Annotated in this window: 18 protein-coding genes; all 18 read left to right on the plus strand. The window is 41.7% G+C overall.

What is annotated here, in order from left to right:
• Positions 1-71: 71 nt before the first annotated feature.
• The 18 genes from pfkA to cas1 all read left to right on the plus strand — a co-directional run bounded on the left by pfkA (position 72) and on the right by cas1 (position 17498).
• Positions 72-1061, plus strand: coding sequence for a 6-phosphofructokinase (gene pfkA, locus H8S54_RS16270; RefSeq protein ID WP_117853022.1), 990 nt, complete (start codon positions 72-74; stop codon positions 1059-1061).
• 111 nt (positions 1062-1172) lie between these two features.
• Positions 1173-2465 carry a TrkH family potassium uptake protein gene (locus H8S54_RS16275; RefSeq protein ID WP_243176856.1) on the plus strand — a complete coding sequence of 431 codons (1293 nt, stop codon included), beginning with the start codon at positions 1173-1175 and terminating at the stop codon, positions 2463-2465.
• Between the two features lie 55 nt (positions 2466-2520).
• Positions 2521-3177, plus strand: coding sequence for a potassium channel family protein (locus H8S54_RS16280; protein WP_186901826.1), 657 nt, complete (start codon positions 2521-2523; stop codon positions 3175-3177).
• 95 nt (positions 3178-3272) lie between these two features.
• A complete protein-coding gene (locus tag H8S54_RS16285) occupies positions 3273-4055 on the plus strand; it encodes a TrmH family RNA methyltransferase (protein WP_186901827.1) in 783 nt (260 codons plus the stop codon).
• A gap of 14 nt (positions 4056-4069) precedes the next feature.
• Positions 4070-4498, plus strand: coding sequence for an NfeD family protein (locus H8S54_RS16290; RefSeq protein WP_021926110.1), 429 nt, complete (start codon positions 4070-4072; stop codon positions 4496-4498).
• Between the two features lie 17 nt (positions 4499-4515).
• The gene (locus H8S54_RS16295) at positions 4516-5457 is read left to right on the plus strand and encodes an SPFH domain-containing protein (protein ID WP_021926111.1); all 942 of its coding nucleotides are present in this window, start codon (positions 4516-4518) and stop codon (positions 5455-5457) included.
• Positions 5458-5476: 19 nt separating this feature from the next.
• A complete protein-coding gene (gene argF / locus H8S54_RS16300; RefSeq protein ID WP_021926112.1) occupies positions 5477-6478 on the plus strand; it encodes an ornithine carbamoyltransferase in 1002 nt (333 codons plus the stop codon).
• Entirely contained in the window at positions 6478-7275 is a 798-nt protein-coding gene (locus H8S54_RS16305; RefSeq protein WP_021926113.1) for a biotin--[acetyl-CoA-carboxylase] ligase, read from the plus strand. Before argF ends, H8S54_RS16305 begins: the two co-directional genes overlap by 1 nt.
• A gap of 23 nt (positions 7276-7298) precedes the next feature.
• A complete protein-coding gene (locus H8S54_RS16310) occupies positions 7299-7637 on the plus strand; it encodes a DUF6145 family protein (protein ID WP_021926114.1) in 339 nt (112 codons plus the stop codon).
• Between the two features lie 83 nt (positions 7638-7720).
• Entirely contained in the window at positions 7721-8677 is a 957-nt protein-coding gene (dusB, locus tag H8S54_RS16315; protein ID WP_186901847.1) for a tRNA dihydrouridine synthase DusB, read from the plus strand.
• Between the two features lie 33 nt (positions 8678-8710).
• The gene (locus H8S54_RS16320) at positions 8711-9973 is read left to right on the plus strand and encodes a M20/M25/M40 family metallo-hydrolase (protein WP_186901828.1); all 1263 of its coding nucleotides are present in this window, start codon (positions 8711-8713) and stop codon (positions 9971-9973) included.
• A 145-nt stretch (positions 9974-10118) separates the two neighbouring features.
• A complete protein-coding gene (locus H8S54_RS16325) occupies positions 10119-10466 on the plus strand; it encodes a molecular chaperone Hsp90 (protein ID WP_186901829.1) in 348 nt (115 codons plus the stop codon).
• Positions 10467-10682: 216 nt separating this feature from the next.
• Positions 10683-10910, plus strand: a complete 228-nt coding sequence (locus tag H8S54_RS16330; RefSeq protein WP_186901830.1) for a purine biosynthesis protein PurH — start codon at positions 10683-10685, stop codon at positions 10908-10910.
• 113 nt (positions 10911-11023) lie between these two features.
• Positions 11024-11632: an HDIG domain-containing metalloprotein gene (locus H8S54_RS16335; RefSeq protein ID WP_186901831.1), complete on the plus strand. Its 609-nt coding sequence runs from the start codon at positions 11024-11026 to the stop codon at positions 11630-11632.
• 3 nt (positions 11633-11635) lie between these two features.
• On the plus strand, positions 11636-11815 hold the full coding sequence (locus tag H8S54_RS16340; RefSeq protein WP_186901832.1) for a chorismate--pyruvate lyase: 180 nt from the start codon (positions 11636-11638) through the stop codon (positions 11813-11815).
• 130 nt (positions 11816-11945) lie between these two features.
• Complete coding sequence (locus H8S54_RS16345; protein ID WP_186901833.1) at positions 11946-12287, plus strand: arsenate reductase family protein; 342 nt, start codon at positions 11946-11948, stop codon at positions 12285-12287.
• A 301-nt stretch (positions 12288-12588) separates the two neighbouring features.
• Positions 12589-16629, plus strand: coding sequence for a type II CRISPR RNA-guided endonuclease Cas9 (gene cas9 / locus H8S54_RS16350; RefSeq protein WP_186901834.1), 4041 nt, complete (start codon positions 12589-12591; stop codon positions 16627-16629).
• Positions 16626-17498: a type II CRISPR-associated endonuclease Cas1 gene (gene cas1, locus H8S54_RS16355; RefSeq protein WP_186901835.1), complete on the plus strand. Its 873-nt coding sequence runs from the start codon at positions 16626-16628 to the stop codon at positions 17496-17498. The genes cas9 and cas1 overlap by 4 nt, the downstream gene beginning before the upstream one ends.
• Position 17499: the final 1 nt, after the last annotated feature.

Here is a 17499-nt window from a genome sequence, read left to right on the forward strand (position 1 = left end):
GAAAAATGAGGGCGTTTCCAATGAAAATGGAGACACAGCTCACGACGATTCATAAGATGGAGGAGATTATTATGGCAGAAAACAAGATTAAGACCATTGGTGTCCTTACCAGCGGCGGTGACGCTCCTGGAATGAATGCTGCAATTCGTGCAGTTGTAAGACGTGGACTTTCCAACGGACTTAAAGTAAAAGGTATCCAGAAAGGTTATAATGGCCTTTTAAGTGAAGAAATCATCGATATGTCAGCAAGAGATGTATCTGACACAATTGAGCGCGGCGGTACAATTCTTTACACTGCAAGATGTGCGGAATTCCGTACACCGGAAGGACAGCAGCGTGGTGCAGAAATCTGCCGTAAGCATGGTATTGACGGACTTGTAGTAATTGGTGGAGACGGTTCCTTTGCCGGAGCTCAGAAGCTTGCAAATCTTGGAATCAATACAATTGGTATTCCAGGAACCATTGACCTTGATATTGCATGTACAGAGTATACTATTGGTTTTGATACCGCTGTTAACACTGCTATGGAAGCAATTGATAAGGTTCGTGATACATCTACTTCTCATGAGAGATGCAGTATCATCGAGGTTATGGGACGTGGCGCCGGATGGCTTGCACTGTGGTGCGGTATTGCCAACGGAGCTGAGGATGTTCTTATTCCTGAGAAATATGACTATGATGAGCAGAAGCTGATCAATAACATTATTGAAAGCCGTAAGATGGGTAAGAAGCATCATATTATTATCAATGCAGAAGGTATTGGCCATTCACAGGCTATGGCAATGCGTATCGAGGCTGCTACAGGAATTGAGACACGTGCAACAATTCTTGGTCACATGCAGCGTGGCGGAAGCCCGACCTGTAAAGACCGTGTATATGCATCTATGATGGGTGCTATGGCAGTAGACCTTCTTCTTGAGGGCAAGAAGAGCCGTGTCGTTGGTTATCGTCATGGCGATTTCGTTGATTTTGATATTAACGAAGCTCTTGCAATGGAGAAGAGCGTAACTCCATATATGTGGGAAGTTTGTGAGTCCCTTTCTCATAACTATAAGAAATAATAAAGGAATTTTATGTTTATTCAAAATCTGCAATATAAATTGCATAAACTGAATACAGCACAAATAATTACCCTCAGCTTTGCGGGGGTAATTTTTGTAGGCGGATTAATTTTGTGGCTGCCATTGTGTACAGCACCGGGACAAACCACATCATTTTCAGATGCCATGTTTACAGCAACTACATGCGTATGTGTTACCGGTTTGGTAACTGTAGTCACAGCTACCCACTGGAGCTTAATCGGCAAGCTGGTAATCTTGCTGCTGATACAGATTGGCGGAATTGGTTTGATTGCGCTGGCAAGTGTGATTTTCATTTATTTAAATAAGAAAATTAGCATGAAAAACCGTCGAATGATCCAGGAATCCTATAATCTGGAGCAGATGTCAGGTCTTGTAAAGGTTGTACGGAAAGTTGTACTGTGTGTGTTTGCAGCAGAAGGAATCGGAGCAATTAGCTATGGGATTTATTTTATTCCCAGAGTTGGTTTGGTGAAGGGCGCCGGTCAGGCTGTATTTACTGCGGTTTCTGCATTCTGTAATGCAGGAATTGATCTGTTGGGAGATAATAGTCTGGCTGATTATGTGACGAATCCGTTACTGAATTTTACTACCATCAGTTTGATCATTGCCTCCGGGCTTGGTTTTACAGTGTGGTGGGATTTGGGAAAACGTTTTAAGCTGATTTTTCAGAAAAAGCTTTCCTTTGGCAGATTCTACAGAACACTTCATTTACAGAGCAAGATCGTGCTTGTGACCACCGGCATTTTATTGGTGGGAGGAACCTTCCTGATTTTTCTGTTTGAATATGACAATCCGGCTTCAATAGGAAAACTCACATTGGGACAAAAACTGATGGCTTCGCTGTTCCAGGCTGTAACAACCAGAACCGCAGGATTTTTTACAGTTGATCAGGCTGCGTTTACCAATGGAACTGCAATGCTTTGTCTGTTTCTTATGCTGATTGGAGGTTCTCCGATGGGAACAGCAGGTGGTATAAAGACGACAACTCTTGCAGTTCTGGTGCTGAGCATTATAACGAACCTTCGCGGAAAGAAGGATGTGGAGGTCTGTGGTCGCAAAATTCGAAGCAGCTATGTCCGTTCAGCACTTGTGGTCGCAGGAATGGCAGTGAGTGTTTTGTTTGTTTCCCTGTTGGCATTTTTTGCAGTAATGCCTGATGCTCCGTTTATTGATGTACTTTATGAACTGACATCAGCAGTGGGAACGGTAGGACTTTCCAGAGGTTTGACTTCTGTATTGAATACACCAGCCAAGTGGATTGTGATTTTTACCATGTACATTGGAAGAATCGGTCCGCTGACATTAGGTGCAGCTGTTGTATCTCGTGCACAGAAGAAATCTGAGAAGGTACATCTGGCAGAAGAAAATATTATGATTGGATAACCAGAAAATAAAATCATTAAAAAGCATTTATACTATGAAAACATGAGGGCAGACCATGAAAGCAAAATCTTTTGCAGTAATCGGATTAGGGCAGTTTGGAATGACACTTGCCAGAGAACTGGCGAATGCAGATTATGATGTGCTGGCAATCGATGATAAGGATGAAAATATTCAGGAGATTGCGGAGACTGTTACCTATGCGGTACGGGCAGATGTGCGTGAACCAGATATACTGAAGTCTCTTGGAGTACAGAATGTGGATGTGGCAATTGTTGCTGTTGCAGAAAATATGGAAGCCAGTATTACTGCAACAATGCAGGCTAAGGATTTAGGCGTTCCCTGTGTTGTTTCCAAGGCTATGAATACGCTTCATGGACGTATTCTGGAAAAAATCGGGGCCGATCAGGTGATTTATCCGGAGCGTTCCATGGGACTTCGAGTAGCACGAAATCTGACCTCCAATGGTTTTGAAGATATTTTTGAGTTATCATCAGAGTTCAGTATGGCTGAATTCCGTATACCGGCGGATTGGGCAGAGAAAAGTCTGGCGGAGCTGAAAATCCGGGAGAAATATAAAATCAATGTAGTGGCTGTGAAGCTTGGCGACGAAGTGAATGTAAACATAGATCCCGCAGAGAAACTGAAAGAAGGATGCGTTTTGGTCGCAGCCGGAAAAAATCAGGATCTGAACCGGGTGAAACGTACCATATGATTTAAATAAAACTAACAACCGGGTATGATGAAAATTAAGATAAATCAATAGGTTAGGTATTTAAGGCTCATTGTACCAGCATCAGAGGATAATTTATGATAACCAGTGCGAGCAATACACAGGTAAAAAACATTATACAGCTGAATCAGAAAGCAAAAGCCCGCAGAGAGCAGGGGTTATTTGCAGCAGAAGGACGGAAGATGTTCGGGGAGGCTCCCAGGGATTGGATTTCTAAAGTCTATGTAACGGAATCCCTGACTTCGGATAGTTCATTAATGGAGCAGATAAGCATGCTGCCTGAGGGAAAAGCAGAGATTGTAGCAGATCATGTTTTTCGTCAGATGTGTGATACCAAAACCCCGCAGGGAATTCTTACTGTGCTGAGAAAGCCTGTGTGGACAATGCAGGATATCCTGAAGGGTGATTCTCCTCTTATTATGATACTGGAGGATCTGCAGGATCCGGGAAATGCGGGAACTATTTTCAGAACCGGAGAAGGAGCCGGAGTATCCGGAGTTTTTCTCACAAAAACATGTGTGGATATCACAAATCCAAAAGTCATTCGTTCCACTATGGGATCTGTTTACAGAATGCCTTTTCTATATGTGGAGGATGTGGTATCATTAAAAGCAGAACTGAAGCAAAAAGGGATCCGTACCTTTGCTGCCCATCTGAAGGGAAAAAATTCCTATGATCAGGAAAATTATCAGGGTGGCACTGCTTTTCTGATTGGAAATGAAGGAAACGGGCTGACAGAAGCAGCCGCAGAAGCAGCGGATTGTCTTATCCGTATTCCCATGTGCGGGAAAGTGGAATCTCTTAATGCAGCTATGGCAGCAGGAATACTGATGTATGAAGCAGCAAGGCAGAGACGATAAAAAGGGGGAGTCTTATGGAACCAATCATATGGCTGGGAATTCTGGCAGTGCTTTTGGTCATTGAAGGGCTTACTACGGCGCTTACTACCATCTGGTTTGCCGGCGGCGCATTGGCAGCTGCCATTGCATCTGGTATTGGAGTTGGAATTGTGCCTCAGCTTCTTCTGTTTTTTGGTGTTTCTCTTGTGCTTCTGATTTTCACAAGACCGGTAGCCATGAAGCTTATGAATAAGAACACAGAGAAAACAAATGTGGATAGTCTTCTGGGCAAAACAGCTGTTGTGATTCAAAAAATCGACAATCTGGCACAGACCGGACAGGTTCGCATTAATGATATTGAATGGATGGCCCGGACATCCGATGATACCAAAACAATTCCGGTTGACACTGTAGTAACGATCAAGGCGGTTCATGGCGTCAGATTGATCGTGGAGCCTAAATAAAAACAGGAGGCGGAAATATGGGAAAAGTGATAGTTTTATTGATCGTCATTATTCTGGTGTTATGGATCCTTGCATCTTGCATTCGTATCGTACCTCAGGCATATGCGATCGTACTTGAGCGCTTAGGCGCTTATCAGGCAACATGGGGAACTGGCGTACACTTTAAGCTCCCATTTGTTGAGCGTGTGGCAAGGAAGGTTAACCTGAAAGAGCAGGTTGTTGATTTCCCGCCTCAGCCGGTTATCACCAAAGATAACGTAACCATGCAGATCGATACCGTTGTATTTTTCCAGATCACAGACCCGAAGCTTTATGCTTATGGCGTAGAGAACCCGATCATGGCGATCGAGAATCTTTCCGCTACTACTCTGCGTAACATCATCGGTGATATGGAACTGGATGAAACACTGACTTCCCGTGAGGTTATCAATACCAAGATGCGCGCGTCACTTGATGTAGCCACAGATCCGTGGGGAATCAAGGTAAACCGTGTAGAGCTTAAGAACATCATTCCGCCAGCTGCGATCCAGGAAGCAATGGAGAAGCAGATGAAGGCAGAGCGTGAGAGACGAGAAGCTATACTTATTGCAGAGGGTGAGAAGAAGTCTACTATTCTTGTAGCAGAAGGTAAAAAGGAATCAGCCATTCTTGACGCAGAGGCCGAAAAGCAGGCTGCAATTCTTCGTGCAGAGGCGCAGAAGGAGCGCATGATCAAGGAAGCTGAAGGTCAGGCAGAGGCTGTTCTGAAGGTTCAGAAGGCAAATGCAGAAGGTCTTCGCATGATTAAGGAAGCCGGAGCAGACAGTGCAGTCCTTACCCTGAAGAGCTTCGAGGCACTTGCAAAAGTGGCAGACGGCAAGTCTACCAAGATCATTATCCCGTCCGAGATTCAGAACCTGGCGGGCCTTGCAGCTTCTTTGAAGGAAGTTGTAGTGGATGAGAAGAAGACTGAAGAATAAACAAAAGAGGAGAATTATTATGAACTTAAAAGGCAGAAATTTTTTGACACTGAAAGACTTTACACCAGAGGAAATTCTGTATCTTCTTGATTTATCCGCTGATTTAAAGGCAAAGAAAAAAGCTGGCGAGCTGACTGAGTATTACAAAGGCAAAAACATTGCCCTGATCTTTGAAAAAACCAGCACAAGAACACGCTGCTCCTTCGAGGTTGCAGCTCATGACCTTGGAATGGGAAGCACCTATCTGGATCCAACAGGTTCCCAGATCGGCAAGAAAGAGAGCATTGCAGATACTGCAAGAGTTCTTGGAAGAATGTATGACGGTATTGAGTACCGCGGATTTGGCCAGGACATCGTAGAAGAGCTTGCCAAATACGCAGGTGTTCCGGTTTGGAACGGTCTGACAAATGAGTATCATCCTACTCAGATGCTTGCTGATATGCTGACTATCCGTGAGCATTTCGGATACCTGAAGGGCATTAAGCTGGTATACATGGGGGATGCCCGCTACAACATGGGCAACTCCCTGATGGTAGCATGCTCCAAGCTTGGAATGCATTTCGTAGCATGCACAAGCAAGAAATATTTCCCGAATGAGGAGCTTGTAGCACAGTGCCAGGAGTACGCTGCACAGTCTGGCGCAACCATCACTCTTACTGAGGATGTGGAGGCTGGAACCAAGGATGCAGATGTTATTTACACAGATGTATGGGTATCCATGGGCGAGCCGGATGCAGTATGGGAAGAGAGAATCCATGACCTGACACCTTACAAGGTAACTTCCGCAGTTATGAAGAACGCTGGTGAGAAAGCAATCTTCCTTCACTGCCTGCCTGCATTCCATGACCTTAAGACCAAGATCGGCAAAGAGATGGGCGAGCGCTTCAACCTTACCGATATGGAAGTAACGGACGAAGTATTTGAGTCCCCAGCTTCCAAGGTATTTGATGAGGCAGAGAACCGTATGCATACAATCAAAGCAGTTATGGTTGCTACTTTAGGAGAGCCGGAGACAAGATAATGTTTGCTTACAACGAAAATACAATTTCAGATCAGATACACACAAAATGGGCGGGCAAAACCGTCCATTTTGCAAAAGAAACGGATTCTACAAATTTGTGGATCAAGCGCCTTGCCAAAGAAGGCGCACCGCAGGGAACGCTTGCCCTTGCAGAATTTCAGTCTGCAGGAAGAGGACGTCTTGGACGCTCCTGGGAGGTACCGGAAGGAACCTCCGTAATGATGAGTATTCTTTTGAGACCGGAGTTTGAGCCTCAGTATGCACCTATGCTGACGCTGGTAATGGGTATGGCAGTGGCGAAAGCTGTGAAGCTGCTTGGCTTTGAGGTAAGCATTAAGTGGCCCAATGATGTGGTGGTTTCCCACAAAAAGATATGCGGGATTCTCACTGAAATGGGAGTTCGTGATGGAAAAATCGATTATGCGGTCATAGGCGTGGGAATTAATGTAAATATCAGAGAGTTTCCTGCAGAAATGGAAGACAAAGCCACTTCTCTTTATCTGGAAAGCGGAAGAGAGTTTGACAGAAGCCAGATTCCGGGACTTGTAATGGAAGCCTTTGAAAATTATTATGAAAAATTTGCAGCAACTTGTAATCTCAGCGGACTCAAAGCTGAGTATGAAAGCATTCTGGCTAATTATAATCAGCCTGTCCGTGTACTGGCGAAGGAGCCTTATGAAGGGATTGCCAGGGGAATCACCGACAGCGGGGAGCTGCTTGTGGAAAAAACGGATGGAACAGTAGTGGAAGTCAGCGCAGGAGAGGTTTCTGTGCGGGGCTTGTACAGCTACGTGTGAAATAAAAGAAAGGTGGTATCTATTTGTATCAGGATAATGTAGTGCTTTGCGGTGCAAGTGCTTATGAGCAGAAATATTATTTTAATAAAGACTTTAATTCTCTGCCGGATCATGTGAAGAAAGAGCTTCAGATTATGTGTGTACTCTATACAGAGGAAATCGGAGGAATCTTTACTCTGGAGTTTGATGATCAGGGCGATCTTCAGTTTAAGACAGAAGCGGCTGAAGCAGATGGCTTTTATGATGACATCGGTGGGGCATTGAAGATTAAACAGCTTCGCCAGGAAAAACAGGAACTTCTGGAATCCCTGGAAATGTATTACCGGGTATTTTTCCTGGGAGAAGATGTGGAAGAAAAATAAAACAGAGCATAAAGGTTAATATGAATAGTAATTTAGACAGTAACTTGAAAAATGGGAATATCATGCATAAAATTCCTGAAAAAATGTCATGGAAAATTGGAAATGTAGAGATTCCTAACCGTTTTGTTCTTGCTCCTATGGCAGGGGTGACAGATCTTGCTTTTCGCAGACTGTGCAAGGAGCAGGGAGCTGGGCTTCTCTGTATGGAGATGATCAGTGCCAAGGCAATTTCCTATAAGAACAAAAATACCAGGGAGCTTATGAAAATAGATCCTGTGGAGCACCCCATTTCTCTCCAGTTATTTGGAAGTGAGCCACAGCTGATGGCAGAGGTGGCAAAGGAGATTGAAGGGGAGCCATTTGATATTCTGGATATCAATATGGGATGTCCGGTGCCCAAGGTGGTAAATAACGGAGAAGGATCTGCACTTTTGAAGAACCCGGAGCTGATCGCAGATATTGTGAAAAGCGTATCCTCCGCAATCAGTAAGCCTCTTACTGTGAAGGTGCGAATTGGTTTTGAGAAAGAGCCTGTTGATATTATTGATATTGTGAAACGTATTGAGGATGCCGGAGCGGCTGCGATTGCAGTTCACGGACGGACAAGGCAGCAGTATTATTCCGGAACCGCAGACTGGGAAACTATCGCCAGGATCAAAGAAGCAGTATCCATTCCGGTAATTGGAAATGGAGATGTGGATTCTCCGAAAAAGGCAGAGGCTTTGTTTTGCCAGACCGGCTGCGATGCTGTAATGATCGGAAGGGCTGTTGAGGGAAATCCCTGGATCTTCCGGGAAATGAATCACTATTTTGCAACGGGCGAAGAACTGCAAAGACCGACGCTGGAAGAGATTAAGGAAACGATTTTGAAGCATGCGAGGGCGCAAATCCAGATGAAGGGCGAATTTATCGGAATTCGTGAAATGCGGAAGCATGTGGCATGGTATACAGCCGGAATGCCTCATAGTGCCGGACTTCGCAGAGAGTCCAACAACATCAGCAGCTATGAGGAATTACAGCAGCTGTTGGAGCGGCTGTAGCAAGGATACGGCAGGTAAGGAGCAATCACTATCATGGAAGAGTTATTAAGATGCAAGACGGTTCAGGAAGCATTTAGGTTTTTAGAAAAGGACGACAAGAGGACGTTGCAGGAAACTTTGGAAATGTGCCAGATTCCGGCGCCCTCTTATCAGGAAGAGAAGAAAGCAGAATATGTTTTTGGTAAGATGCAGGAAGCTGGTCTTGAAGATGTACACATTGATGAGGTGGGAAATGTTCTGGGTGTCCGAAAGGGAAACGGAAATGGTCCTCGTATTGTGCTTGCAGGACACACTGATACAGTTTTCCCGATGGAAACAGACCTGACGCTGAAGCAGGATGGAAACCGCTACAGCTGTCCGGGAATCGGAGATGATACAAGAGCTGTGGCAGAACTTCTTAGCATCGCAAGAGCAATGAATGCTGTAGGAATCCGTGGCGAGGGAGATATTGTTTTCTGCGCGAATGTGTGTGAAGAGGGACTGGGAGATTTGCGGGGGACGAAGCATGTTTTTGGTGTTGATGGGAGTGCACGTCATCCATTTGATGGATTTATTTCTATTGATGATAAAAATACCTCGGGGATTATTTATCAGGCAGTAGGAAGTGAGCGCTACCTGGTAACGTTCCACGGTACGGGCGGGCATAGCTACACCGGCTTCGGCATTCCAAGCCCCATCCACGCAATGGGACGCGCAATCGCCAAAATCAGCGATTTTCAGGTTCCATCAGCCCCAAAAACTACATTCACCGTGGGCGTAGTAAACGGTGGCTCTTCTGTGAATGTAATCGCAGAGGAATCGTCTATGCTGGTAGATATGCGGTCTCTGGATGCAAATGCGTTAGCGGAACTTTCCGCTAAGTTCCATAAGGCGGTAGAGGAAGCCGTGGAGGAAGAGAATGCACGCTGGGGACTTGGAATTAATGACTCTGATTGCATTACTGTTACCTTTGAACAAAAAGGCAAACGCCCTGCCGGAACCCAGGAAAAACAATGCCAAATCGTACAGGCAGCCAACGTTGCTAACCAGGTGATTGGTATGGAAACCCTCTACATAGGCGCCGCAAGCACCGATGCAAACATTCCCATCAGCCTTGGAATTCCAGCAATTACTGTGGGCTGGGGCGGCAAAGGCGGCGGCGAACATACCATCCACGAATGGTACGAACACACCGAAACCTGGAAAGGCCCCCAGCGAGATTTGCTGTTGCTCCTGGCACTGTCCGGTTTTGAAGGAATCCGTAAATATCAGCTTCCTCATATTACCGACTTTAACGTTGATTTTTCAAAGGAGTAAGCTATAATAAAATTAGAATGTATTTGAAAAATCATTCTCGCAAAGTGTCACGCACATCTAGCAGAAAGCCTTTTGAGGGCACGCTCCAGGAGAAAAGTTCTCCCGGAATGTTGAAAATACGATATCGCAGAAAGGGGATTTTACTATGGGAAAAACAATTCAGGAATTAACCGCTGATCTGCTGGCAGCACCGTCAGCTTGCAAGGAAATCAAAGAGGCAGCTCAGAATTATCTGGATGCTGTTGGAAAAGAGGGAGAAGCAGAGGCTGCTAAAGCTTATGTTGCAGAGCTGGAAGCAGACATCATGCCGATCGACGGGCTGATTGCTTTCGCAGAGTCTGATATGGGTGCAAAAGTATTTGGCGCAGATGGCGTTAAGAACGTCCTGATTCATGCGAAAGAGCGCAAGGAAGCAGGCGAGAAATACTGTGATTGCCCTGCATGCGCAGCTTGCGAGGCACTGCTGAATAAGAAGGATGAAATCCTGAAATAATTTATAAAAGGGTTTGCAGGCGTGCGTGGTACAAGTGCCGTGTCGCTTGCAGATAACAGGAAAGTTTATTTAAGAGGAAGGGTCTGAAGAGATTCTTTCTCTTATTTTAATATTGCCGGAATTGTGTGAATGAAATAAAAGAAACTTATGTACAAATTCACTTTAATGTTGTATAGTGGTAAAAATAATACAGAGCTGTTATTTTGGAGGTATAAGATGGCTGGATATTTAATTTCAGAGACAACCCGCGAGGAGCGGGAAAAAATAGTTGCAGAATCCCTGGGAAACATAGAGGCAAACTGTGATGGCTGCATGGCCGGACTTGCAGAAATGTATCAGGATTACATTGAAGGCAAAAAGGAACTCCGTCAGATCAACATGGAGTTCAATGCCAGATACGTAAAAGGCGAGGACATGCCAGGAAGAAACCGCTGTCCAATGTAAATTTGCGTTTCACTATGAAGCGAAAATTAGTCGGTACAAAATGATGCCGAAGTGAAAGTGCTTTGAAATCATATGAGAGATTAAGAACAACAGACATAAAGGAGAGACAGAAGATGGAAACAATTGCAAGAGATGAGGCATTTAAATTACTGAAAAAATACAACAAAGATCCATTTCATATTCAGCATGCCCTGACTGTAGAAGCTGTTATGAAATGGTATGCCAATGAGCTTGGCTATGGTGCCGACGCAGAATACTGGGGAATCGTGGGACTTCTTCACGATATTGATTTTGAACTTTACCCAGAAGAGCATTGCCTGAAAGCGCCTGAAATGCTTCGTGAAGCCGGAGTAGGCGAGGATGTGATTCATGCAGTTGTATCTCATGGATATGGCATTACCGTTGGTTGTGGAACAACTCTTGATGTTGAACCGGAGCACGAGATGGAAAAAGTACTTTTTGCAGCAGACGAGCTTACCGGACTTATCTGGGCAGCAGCACTGATGCGCCCATCTAAGAGTACCAAGGATATGGAGCTGAAATCTCTCAAGAAAAAATACAAGAGCAAAGGCTTTGCTGCCGGATGCTCCCGTGAGGTAATCGAAAGAGGCGCACAGCAGCTTGGCTGGGATTTGGAGAAGCTTCTGACCATGACCTTACAGGCAATGGCTGCAAGTGAAGATACCATTAACGCAGAGATGGCAGCAGAGCAGGAGGAATAAAAAATGATATTAGAAATCTGGTACTACGAAGTTGTTTCCATAGACGGAGATTACGCAAACCTGCGCCGAACCGACGTGGACTCCCCGGAACTTAAATTAGTAGCCCGCGCACTTCTGCCCGCAGAAATCAAAGAAGGCACCAAGCTGAAATATGAAATGATGCAGTACGAAGTAATCGGATAATTTTTAATAATGCACAGAACAGGGTGACAAAGGAACAATCCCGAGTCACCCTGAAATTTTATTTTGGGAAAATCTCAAATTATCTGTGAAAAATTTCTTGAGAAATTTATTAGAAGAAGGAGTTATATCTATGAATATTCAGATTTTCGGAACCAAGAAATGCAACGACACCAAAAAAGCCGAGCGTTTTTTCAAAGAACGCGGAATCAAATACCAGTTCATTGACATGAAAGAAAAAGGCATGAGCAAAGGTGAATTTACTTCTGTAGCTCAGGCTAACGGCGGCCTGGAAAACATGATCAACCAGAACTGCAAGGACAAAGATCTTCTCGCCCTGATCAAATACATCGCCGAAGAAGATAAACTAGCCAAAGTCCTTGAAAATCCTCAGGTCATCAAAACCCCAGTAGTCCGAAACGGCAGACAATCCACCCTCGGCTACCAGCCAGAGGTGTGGAAGGGGTGGAAATAAGTTTTTACAAAAATAGTTTGATAGATGTTTACAAAAAATCCCTTAAAAGTTTGTGAGATTTTATAGTAAACTGGATGCTGTAAGTTCACAAAAACAATGTTACAATCGAAATAATAAGTGGGCTAAGAAATGAAAAAGACCCGCGAAAAGCGAGTCTTTTTATCCACACACTGTGGGGTCATGCAACATGACGATTTGAATAAATTTTTATTTGAACTTATGATGTAAAGTTTATGGTACTAAACTATTTTTAGTATACGGATAAGAACTGTAAAAGTCAAGAAATATTAGGGGGAATTTTATGGAAAACACATATTATTTGGGACTGGATATGGGATCAGCTTCTCTGGGCTGGGCAGTAACAGATTCAGAATATCATATCTTGAAAAAACATGGAGAATCACTTTGGGGCGTGCGATTATTTGACAGCGCATCAACTGCAGAGGAAAGAAGAACATTCAGAACCAGCAGGCGTAGGCTGGACAGGAGAAATTGGAGAATTCAGATATTACAGGAAATTTTTGCCGAGGAAATTAGCAAAATTGATCCGGGTTTTTTCCTGAGAATGAAAGAAAGTAAATATTATCCCGAAGATAAAAGAGATGAATCTGGAAATTGTCCTGAACTTCCGTATGCTTTATTTGTTGATTCAGGATTTACAGACAAAGACTTTCATAGAGAATTTCCGACCATATATCATCTTAGAAAATGGCTTATGGAAACAGAGGAGACTCCAGATATTCGTTTGTTATACCTTGCTTTTCACCATATGATAAAACATAGAGGGCATTTTTTACTTTCTGGTGATATTAGTAAAATCAAGAAATTTGACAGTACTTTTTTAACTCTGCTCCAAAATGTAGCTGAAGAGGAATTAGACTGGAATCTTGAAATTGATTCTGCTCAGATTAGTGCCATTGAAAATATTTTGAAGAATCGGAATCTTACCAGATCTGCCAAGAAATCTCAATTGATAAGATTATCTGGTGCAAAAACGGCATGTGAAAAAGCAATTTTTACATTAATTTCTGGCGGAACAGTTAAACTGAGTGATATTTTTGGAAATGACGATTTAAATGAGAGTGAAAGACCAAAAATTTCATTTTCAGACAGTGGATATGATGATTATATAGAAGCGGTAACATTAACCTTAGGGGAACAGTTTTACATCATTGAGTCGGCAAAGGCTGTGTACGACTGGTCTGTTCTGGCGGATATTTTAGGCGATAGTGTCTCTATATCTGCTGCGAAAGTAAAGGTATATGAAAAGCATAAAAAGGACTTAATGTATTTAAAGAAAATAGTGCGAAGTAATTTGTCCAAGGAAGATTATAAAAATATTTTCGTGAATACAGATGCTAAGTTGAACAATTATTGTGCATATGTGGGAATGACAAAGAAAAACGGACGTAAAGTTTCTCTTGCCGGAAAATGCTGTAGTCAAATAGAGTTTTACGATTTCTTAAAGAAAAATGTTTTATCTAAAATAGATGATACCGTTATAAAAGAATACCTGGAAAATGAAATAAACTGTGAAAATTTTCTACCCAAGCAGATTAATAAGGGGAATAGTGTTATTCCGTATCAGGTGCATTTGTTTGAACTGAAATCAATTCTAAAAAATATGGAAGCAAAAATTCCTTTTATACGAGAGAACAGTGATAAAATCATACAGCTTTATGAATTTAGAATTCCGTATTATGTGGGACCATTATGCGGAGAGAGCGCAGGTTGCAGAGGAAAATTCAGCTGGGCAGTGCGAAAAAGCTACGATAAGATTTATCCCTGGAATTTTAATGATGTTATTGATACAGAGTCAAGTGCGGAAGTATTTATTAGAAGAATGACAAATAAATGTACGTATTTGGCAGGTGAAGATGTCTTGCCGAAGGATTCATTATTATATAGTAAATTCATGGTGTTGAACGAATTAAATAATGTGAAGCTAAATGGTGCTTCTATTTCACCAGAATTGAAACAGAAAATTTATACGGATGTGTTTTGCAGATGCCGGAAAGTAACACAGAAGAAGCTAAGAAATTATCTGGTATGTGAAGGAATTGCGGATCGAACTGTAGATATTACAGGCATTGATGGAGATTTTAAAGCATCACTAAACTCATTTCATGATTTTAAAGAAAAGCTAACAGGCGCAGAACTGAATCAGCAAGAAAAAGAAATGATCATCTTAAATATTGTTTTGTTTGGAGAAGATAAAAAACTTCTGAAACAGAGATTGAAGAAGCTTTTTCCGAAGCTAACAGAAGGTCAGATGAAAGCTATTTGTACATTGTCATACAAGGGTTGGGGAAAACTTTCAAAGAAATTTCTGGAAGAGGTTACAGTTCCCGATCCTGAAACTGGAGAATTTATAAACATTATTACTGCATTATGGAAAACAAACGATAATTTAATGCAGCTTCTATATGGACCGTTGGGATTTATGAAATATGTGGAGGATTATAATTCTGGGTCAGAAAAAGTAAGTCTTGATTATGAAAGCATTGAAAATTTATATGTTTCGCCTGCGGTAAAACGCCAAATTTGGCAGACGTTGAAGGTTGTAAAAGAAATCCGCAAATGCATGGGAACAGATCCGAAAAGAATTTTTGTTGAAATGGCAAGAGAGAAACAGGAAAGTAAGAGAACAGAATCTCGAAAAAAACAGTTGTTGGATTTATATCGAAATTATAAAGAAGAACAAAGCGAAATTGTTTCAAGTTTAGAACAGCGAGAGGATCATGAGCTAAGACGAGATAAACTGTATTTATATTACACACAAAAAGGACGTTGTATGTATTCTGGCCGTCCCATTGATTTTGAAAAATTATGGGATAATAATATGTATGATATTGATCATATTTATCCACAGTCAAGAACAATGGATGACAGCCTGGATAACCGGGTTTTGGTTGAGAGAAAAGAAAATGAATTAAAAGAAGATATCTATCCAATAAATCCAGAGATTCAGAAAGCACGAAAAACATTATGGAAGTCTTTATTAGATGGAGGCTTCATAAGTAAGAAAAAATATGAACGTTTGGTTAGAACAACAAAGTTTGACGAAAACGAACTGGCTGGTTTTATTGAAAGGCAGATTGTTGAAACAAGGCAGGGAACAAAAATCGTTGCCGATATTTTAAAAGAAGCTTTTCCTAATTCAACAATTGTATATGTGAAGGCAAGAACCGTATCAAATTTCCGACAAGATTTTGAGCTGATGAAAGTACGTGAAATGAATGACTTACATCATGCAAAAGATGCATATTTAAATATTGTGGTTGGCAATTCATATTACGTGAAATTTACTCAAAATGCCGCCTGGTATATAAAAGAAAATCCTGGTAGAACATATAATTTAGAGGAAATGTTCAAGCCTAAAAAACGTGGACGAGTTGCACGTGACATAGTAAGAAATGGAGAAATTGCCTGGAAGGCAGGAGAAAAAGGTACCATTATTACAGTAAAAAAGGTAATGCAAAAGAATAATATTCTTGTCACAAGAAGATCTTATGAGGTAAAAGACGGATTATTTGACCAGATGATTATGAAAAAGGGAAAGGGTCAAATTCCAATAAAATCAAGTGATGGAAGGCTGTTAGATATTAATAAGTATGGAGGATATAATAAAGCCACAGGGGCATATTTCATGCTTGTAAAATCAAGAGATAAAAAGGGAAGAGAAATTCGGAGTTTAGAATTTGTCCCGTTATATTTAAAGAACAGAATTGAGCAAAACGAGGACGCGGCAATCGAATATCTGGAGAAAGACAGAGGCTTAAAAGAGCCTCAGATCGTATTGAGAAAAATAAGAGCAGATACGTTATTTGATGTAGATGGCTTTAAAATGTGGTTGTCCGGGCGGTCGGGTTCACAGCTGATTTTTAAATGTGCAAATCAGTTAATACTGTCTCCAAATGATGAAAAATGTCTGAAGAAAATACTCAAATTCATTCAGAGGCGAAAGGAAAATAAGAACCTGCAGATATATAATGTTGATGGTATTTTAGAAGAAGACTTATTGCGCTTATATGATACTTTTTTGGACAAGCTTCAAAATACAATGTATAAGAAGCGTTTATCTGTGCAGGTAATTACACTGACTGAAAAGAGGAACAATTTTATAAAATTAAGAATAGAAGACAAATGTATTGTTTTGAATGAAATTCTTCATATGTTTCAAAGTCAAAGTGGTTGTGCAAATTTGACATTAATTGGAGGTCCTGCAAAGGCTGGAAGAATTGCAATGAACAGCAATATTACAGAGTGTAAAAGTATTTCCATTATAAATCAGTCTTCTTCCGGTATTTTTGAAAAGAAGATTGATTTATTGAAGTTATGAGTTGGCGGATAATTGTTATTTCAAAACGTGCGAAGCTAGATTTGCAGTTAGGGTATATGGTAGTTCGCAGTGATGAGGTAACAAAGATTGTTCTAAGCGAGATTTCGACTGTATTGATTGAGTCTACAGCGGTATCATTGACTACAAGTTTAATCGCAGAACTGGCCAAAAGAAAAATTAAGGTTATATTTTGTGATGAGAAGAGAAATCCGTCCTGCGAACTGGTCAACTATTATGGAAGCCATGATACGAGCAACAAGATAAGAAAACAGATTGTCTGGAAGCAGAATACCAAAGAGGCTGTCTGGACAGAAATCGTTTCAGAAAAAATAAGAAAACAGAAAGAGTTATTGGACATACTGGGAAAGGAAGAGTCAAAATTATTAGCCTCATATCTGACTGAAATTGAATGGGGAGATAAGACGAATCGGGAAGGGCATGCGGCAAAAGTATATTTCAATGCACTTTTCGGAATGAATTTTACTCGTACGGCGGACTGTAACATAAATGCGGCATTGAACTATGGCTATTCTATTATTCTTTCTGCTTTTACAAGAGAGATTACTGCGAACGGCTATCTGACACAGCTTGGAATTTTTCATGATAATATGTTCAATCAATTTAATTTGGCATCGGATTTCATGGAGCCTTTTCGGGTTTTGATCGATTGGAAAGTAAAACAGATGAATCTGGAAGAATTTGACCATGATGAAAAGTTACAGCTTGTTGATGTATTAAACCAGGAGGTGCAGATTGACGGGAGAAAACAGTATGTAAATAATGCCATAAAAATATACTGCAGAAGTGTACTGGATGCGTTGAATGAGGATGATAGTTCTTTGATTCAGGTTTATAAGATTGAGTTATAGG

The organism is Blautia segnis (genome assembly GCF_014287535.1).
Lineage (GTDB): Bacteria > Bacillota > Clostridia > Lachnospirales > Lachnospiraceae > Blautia_A > Blautia_A acetigignens.

Coding starts and splice junctions, on each gene's coding strand:
- cas1 (WP_186901835.1), top strand. CDS start 16,626: ATGAGTTGGCGGATAATTGTTATTTCAAAACGTGCGAAGCTAGATTTG.
- H8S54_RS16280 (WP_186901826.1), top strand. CDS start 2,521: ATGAAAGCAAAATCTTTTGCAGTAATCGGATTAGGGCAGTTTGGAATG.
- pfkA (WP_117853022.1), top strand. CDS start 72: ATGGCAGAAAACAAGATTAAGACCATTGGTGTCCTTACCAGCGGCGGT.
- H8S54_RS16335 (WP_186901831.1), top strand. CDS start 11,024: ATGGAAACAATTGCAAGAGATGAGGCATTTAAATTACTGAAAAAATAC.
- H8S54_RS16295 (WP_021926111.1), top strand. CDS start 4,516: ATGGGAAAAGTGATAGTTTTATTGATCGTCATTATTCTGGTGTTATGG.
- H8S54_RS16345 (WP_186901833.1), top strand. CDS start 11,946: ATGAATATTCAGATTTTCGGAACCAAGAAATGCAACGACACCAAAAAA.
- dusB (WP_186901847.1), top strand. CDS start 7,721: ATGTCATGGAAAATTGGAAATGTAGAGATTCCTAACCGTTTTGTTCTT.
- H8S54_RS16305 (WP_021926113.1), top strand. CDS start 6,478: ATGTTTGCTTACAACGAAAATACAATTTCAGATCAGATACACACAAAA.
- H8S54_RS16340 (WP_186901832.1), top strand. CDS start 11,636: ATGATATTAGAAATCTGGTACTACGAAGTTGTTTCCATAGACGGAGAT.
- H8S54_RS16285 (WP_186901827.1), top strand. CDS start 3,273: ATGATAACCAGTGCGAGCAATACACAGGTAAAAAACATTATACAGCTG.
- H8S54_RS16290 (WP_021926110.1), top strand. CDS start 4,070: ATGGAACCAATCATATGGCTGGGAATTCTGGCAGTGCTTTTGGTCATT.
- cas9 (WP_186901834.1), top strand. CDS start 12,589: ATGGAAAACACATATTATTTGGGACTGGATATGGGATCAGCTTCTCTG.
- H8S54_RS16325 (WP_186901829.1), top strand. CDS start 10,119: ATGGGAAAAACAATTCAGGAATTAACCGCTGATCTGCTGGCAGCACCG.
- H8S54_RS16320 (WP_186901828.1), top strand. CDS start 8,711: ATGGAAGAGTTATTAAGATGCAAGACGGTTCAGGAAGCATTTAGGTTT.
- argF (WP_021926112.1), top strand. CDS start 5,477: ATGAACTTAAAAGGCAGAAATTTTTTGACACTGAAAGACTTTACACCA.
- H8S54_RS16330 (WP_186901830.1), top strand. CDS start 10,683: ATGGCTGGATATTTAATTTCAGAGACAACCCGCGAGGAGCGGGAAAAA.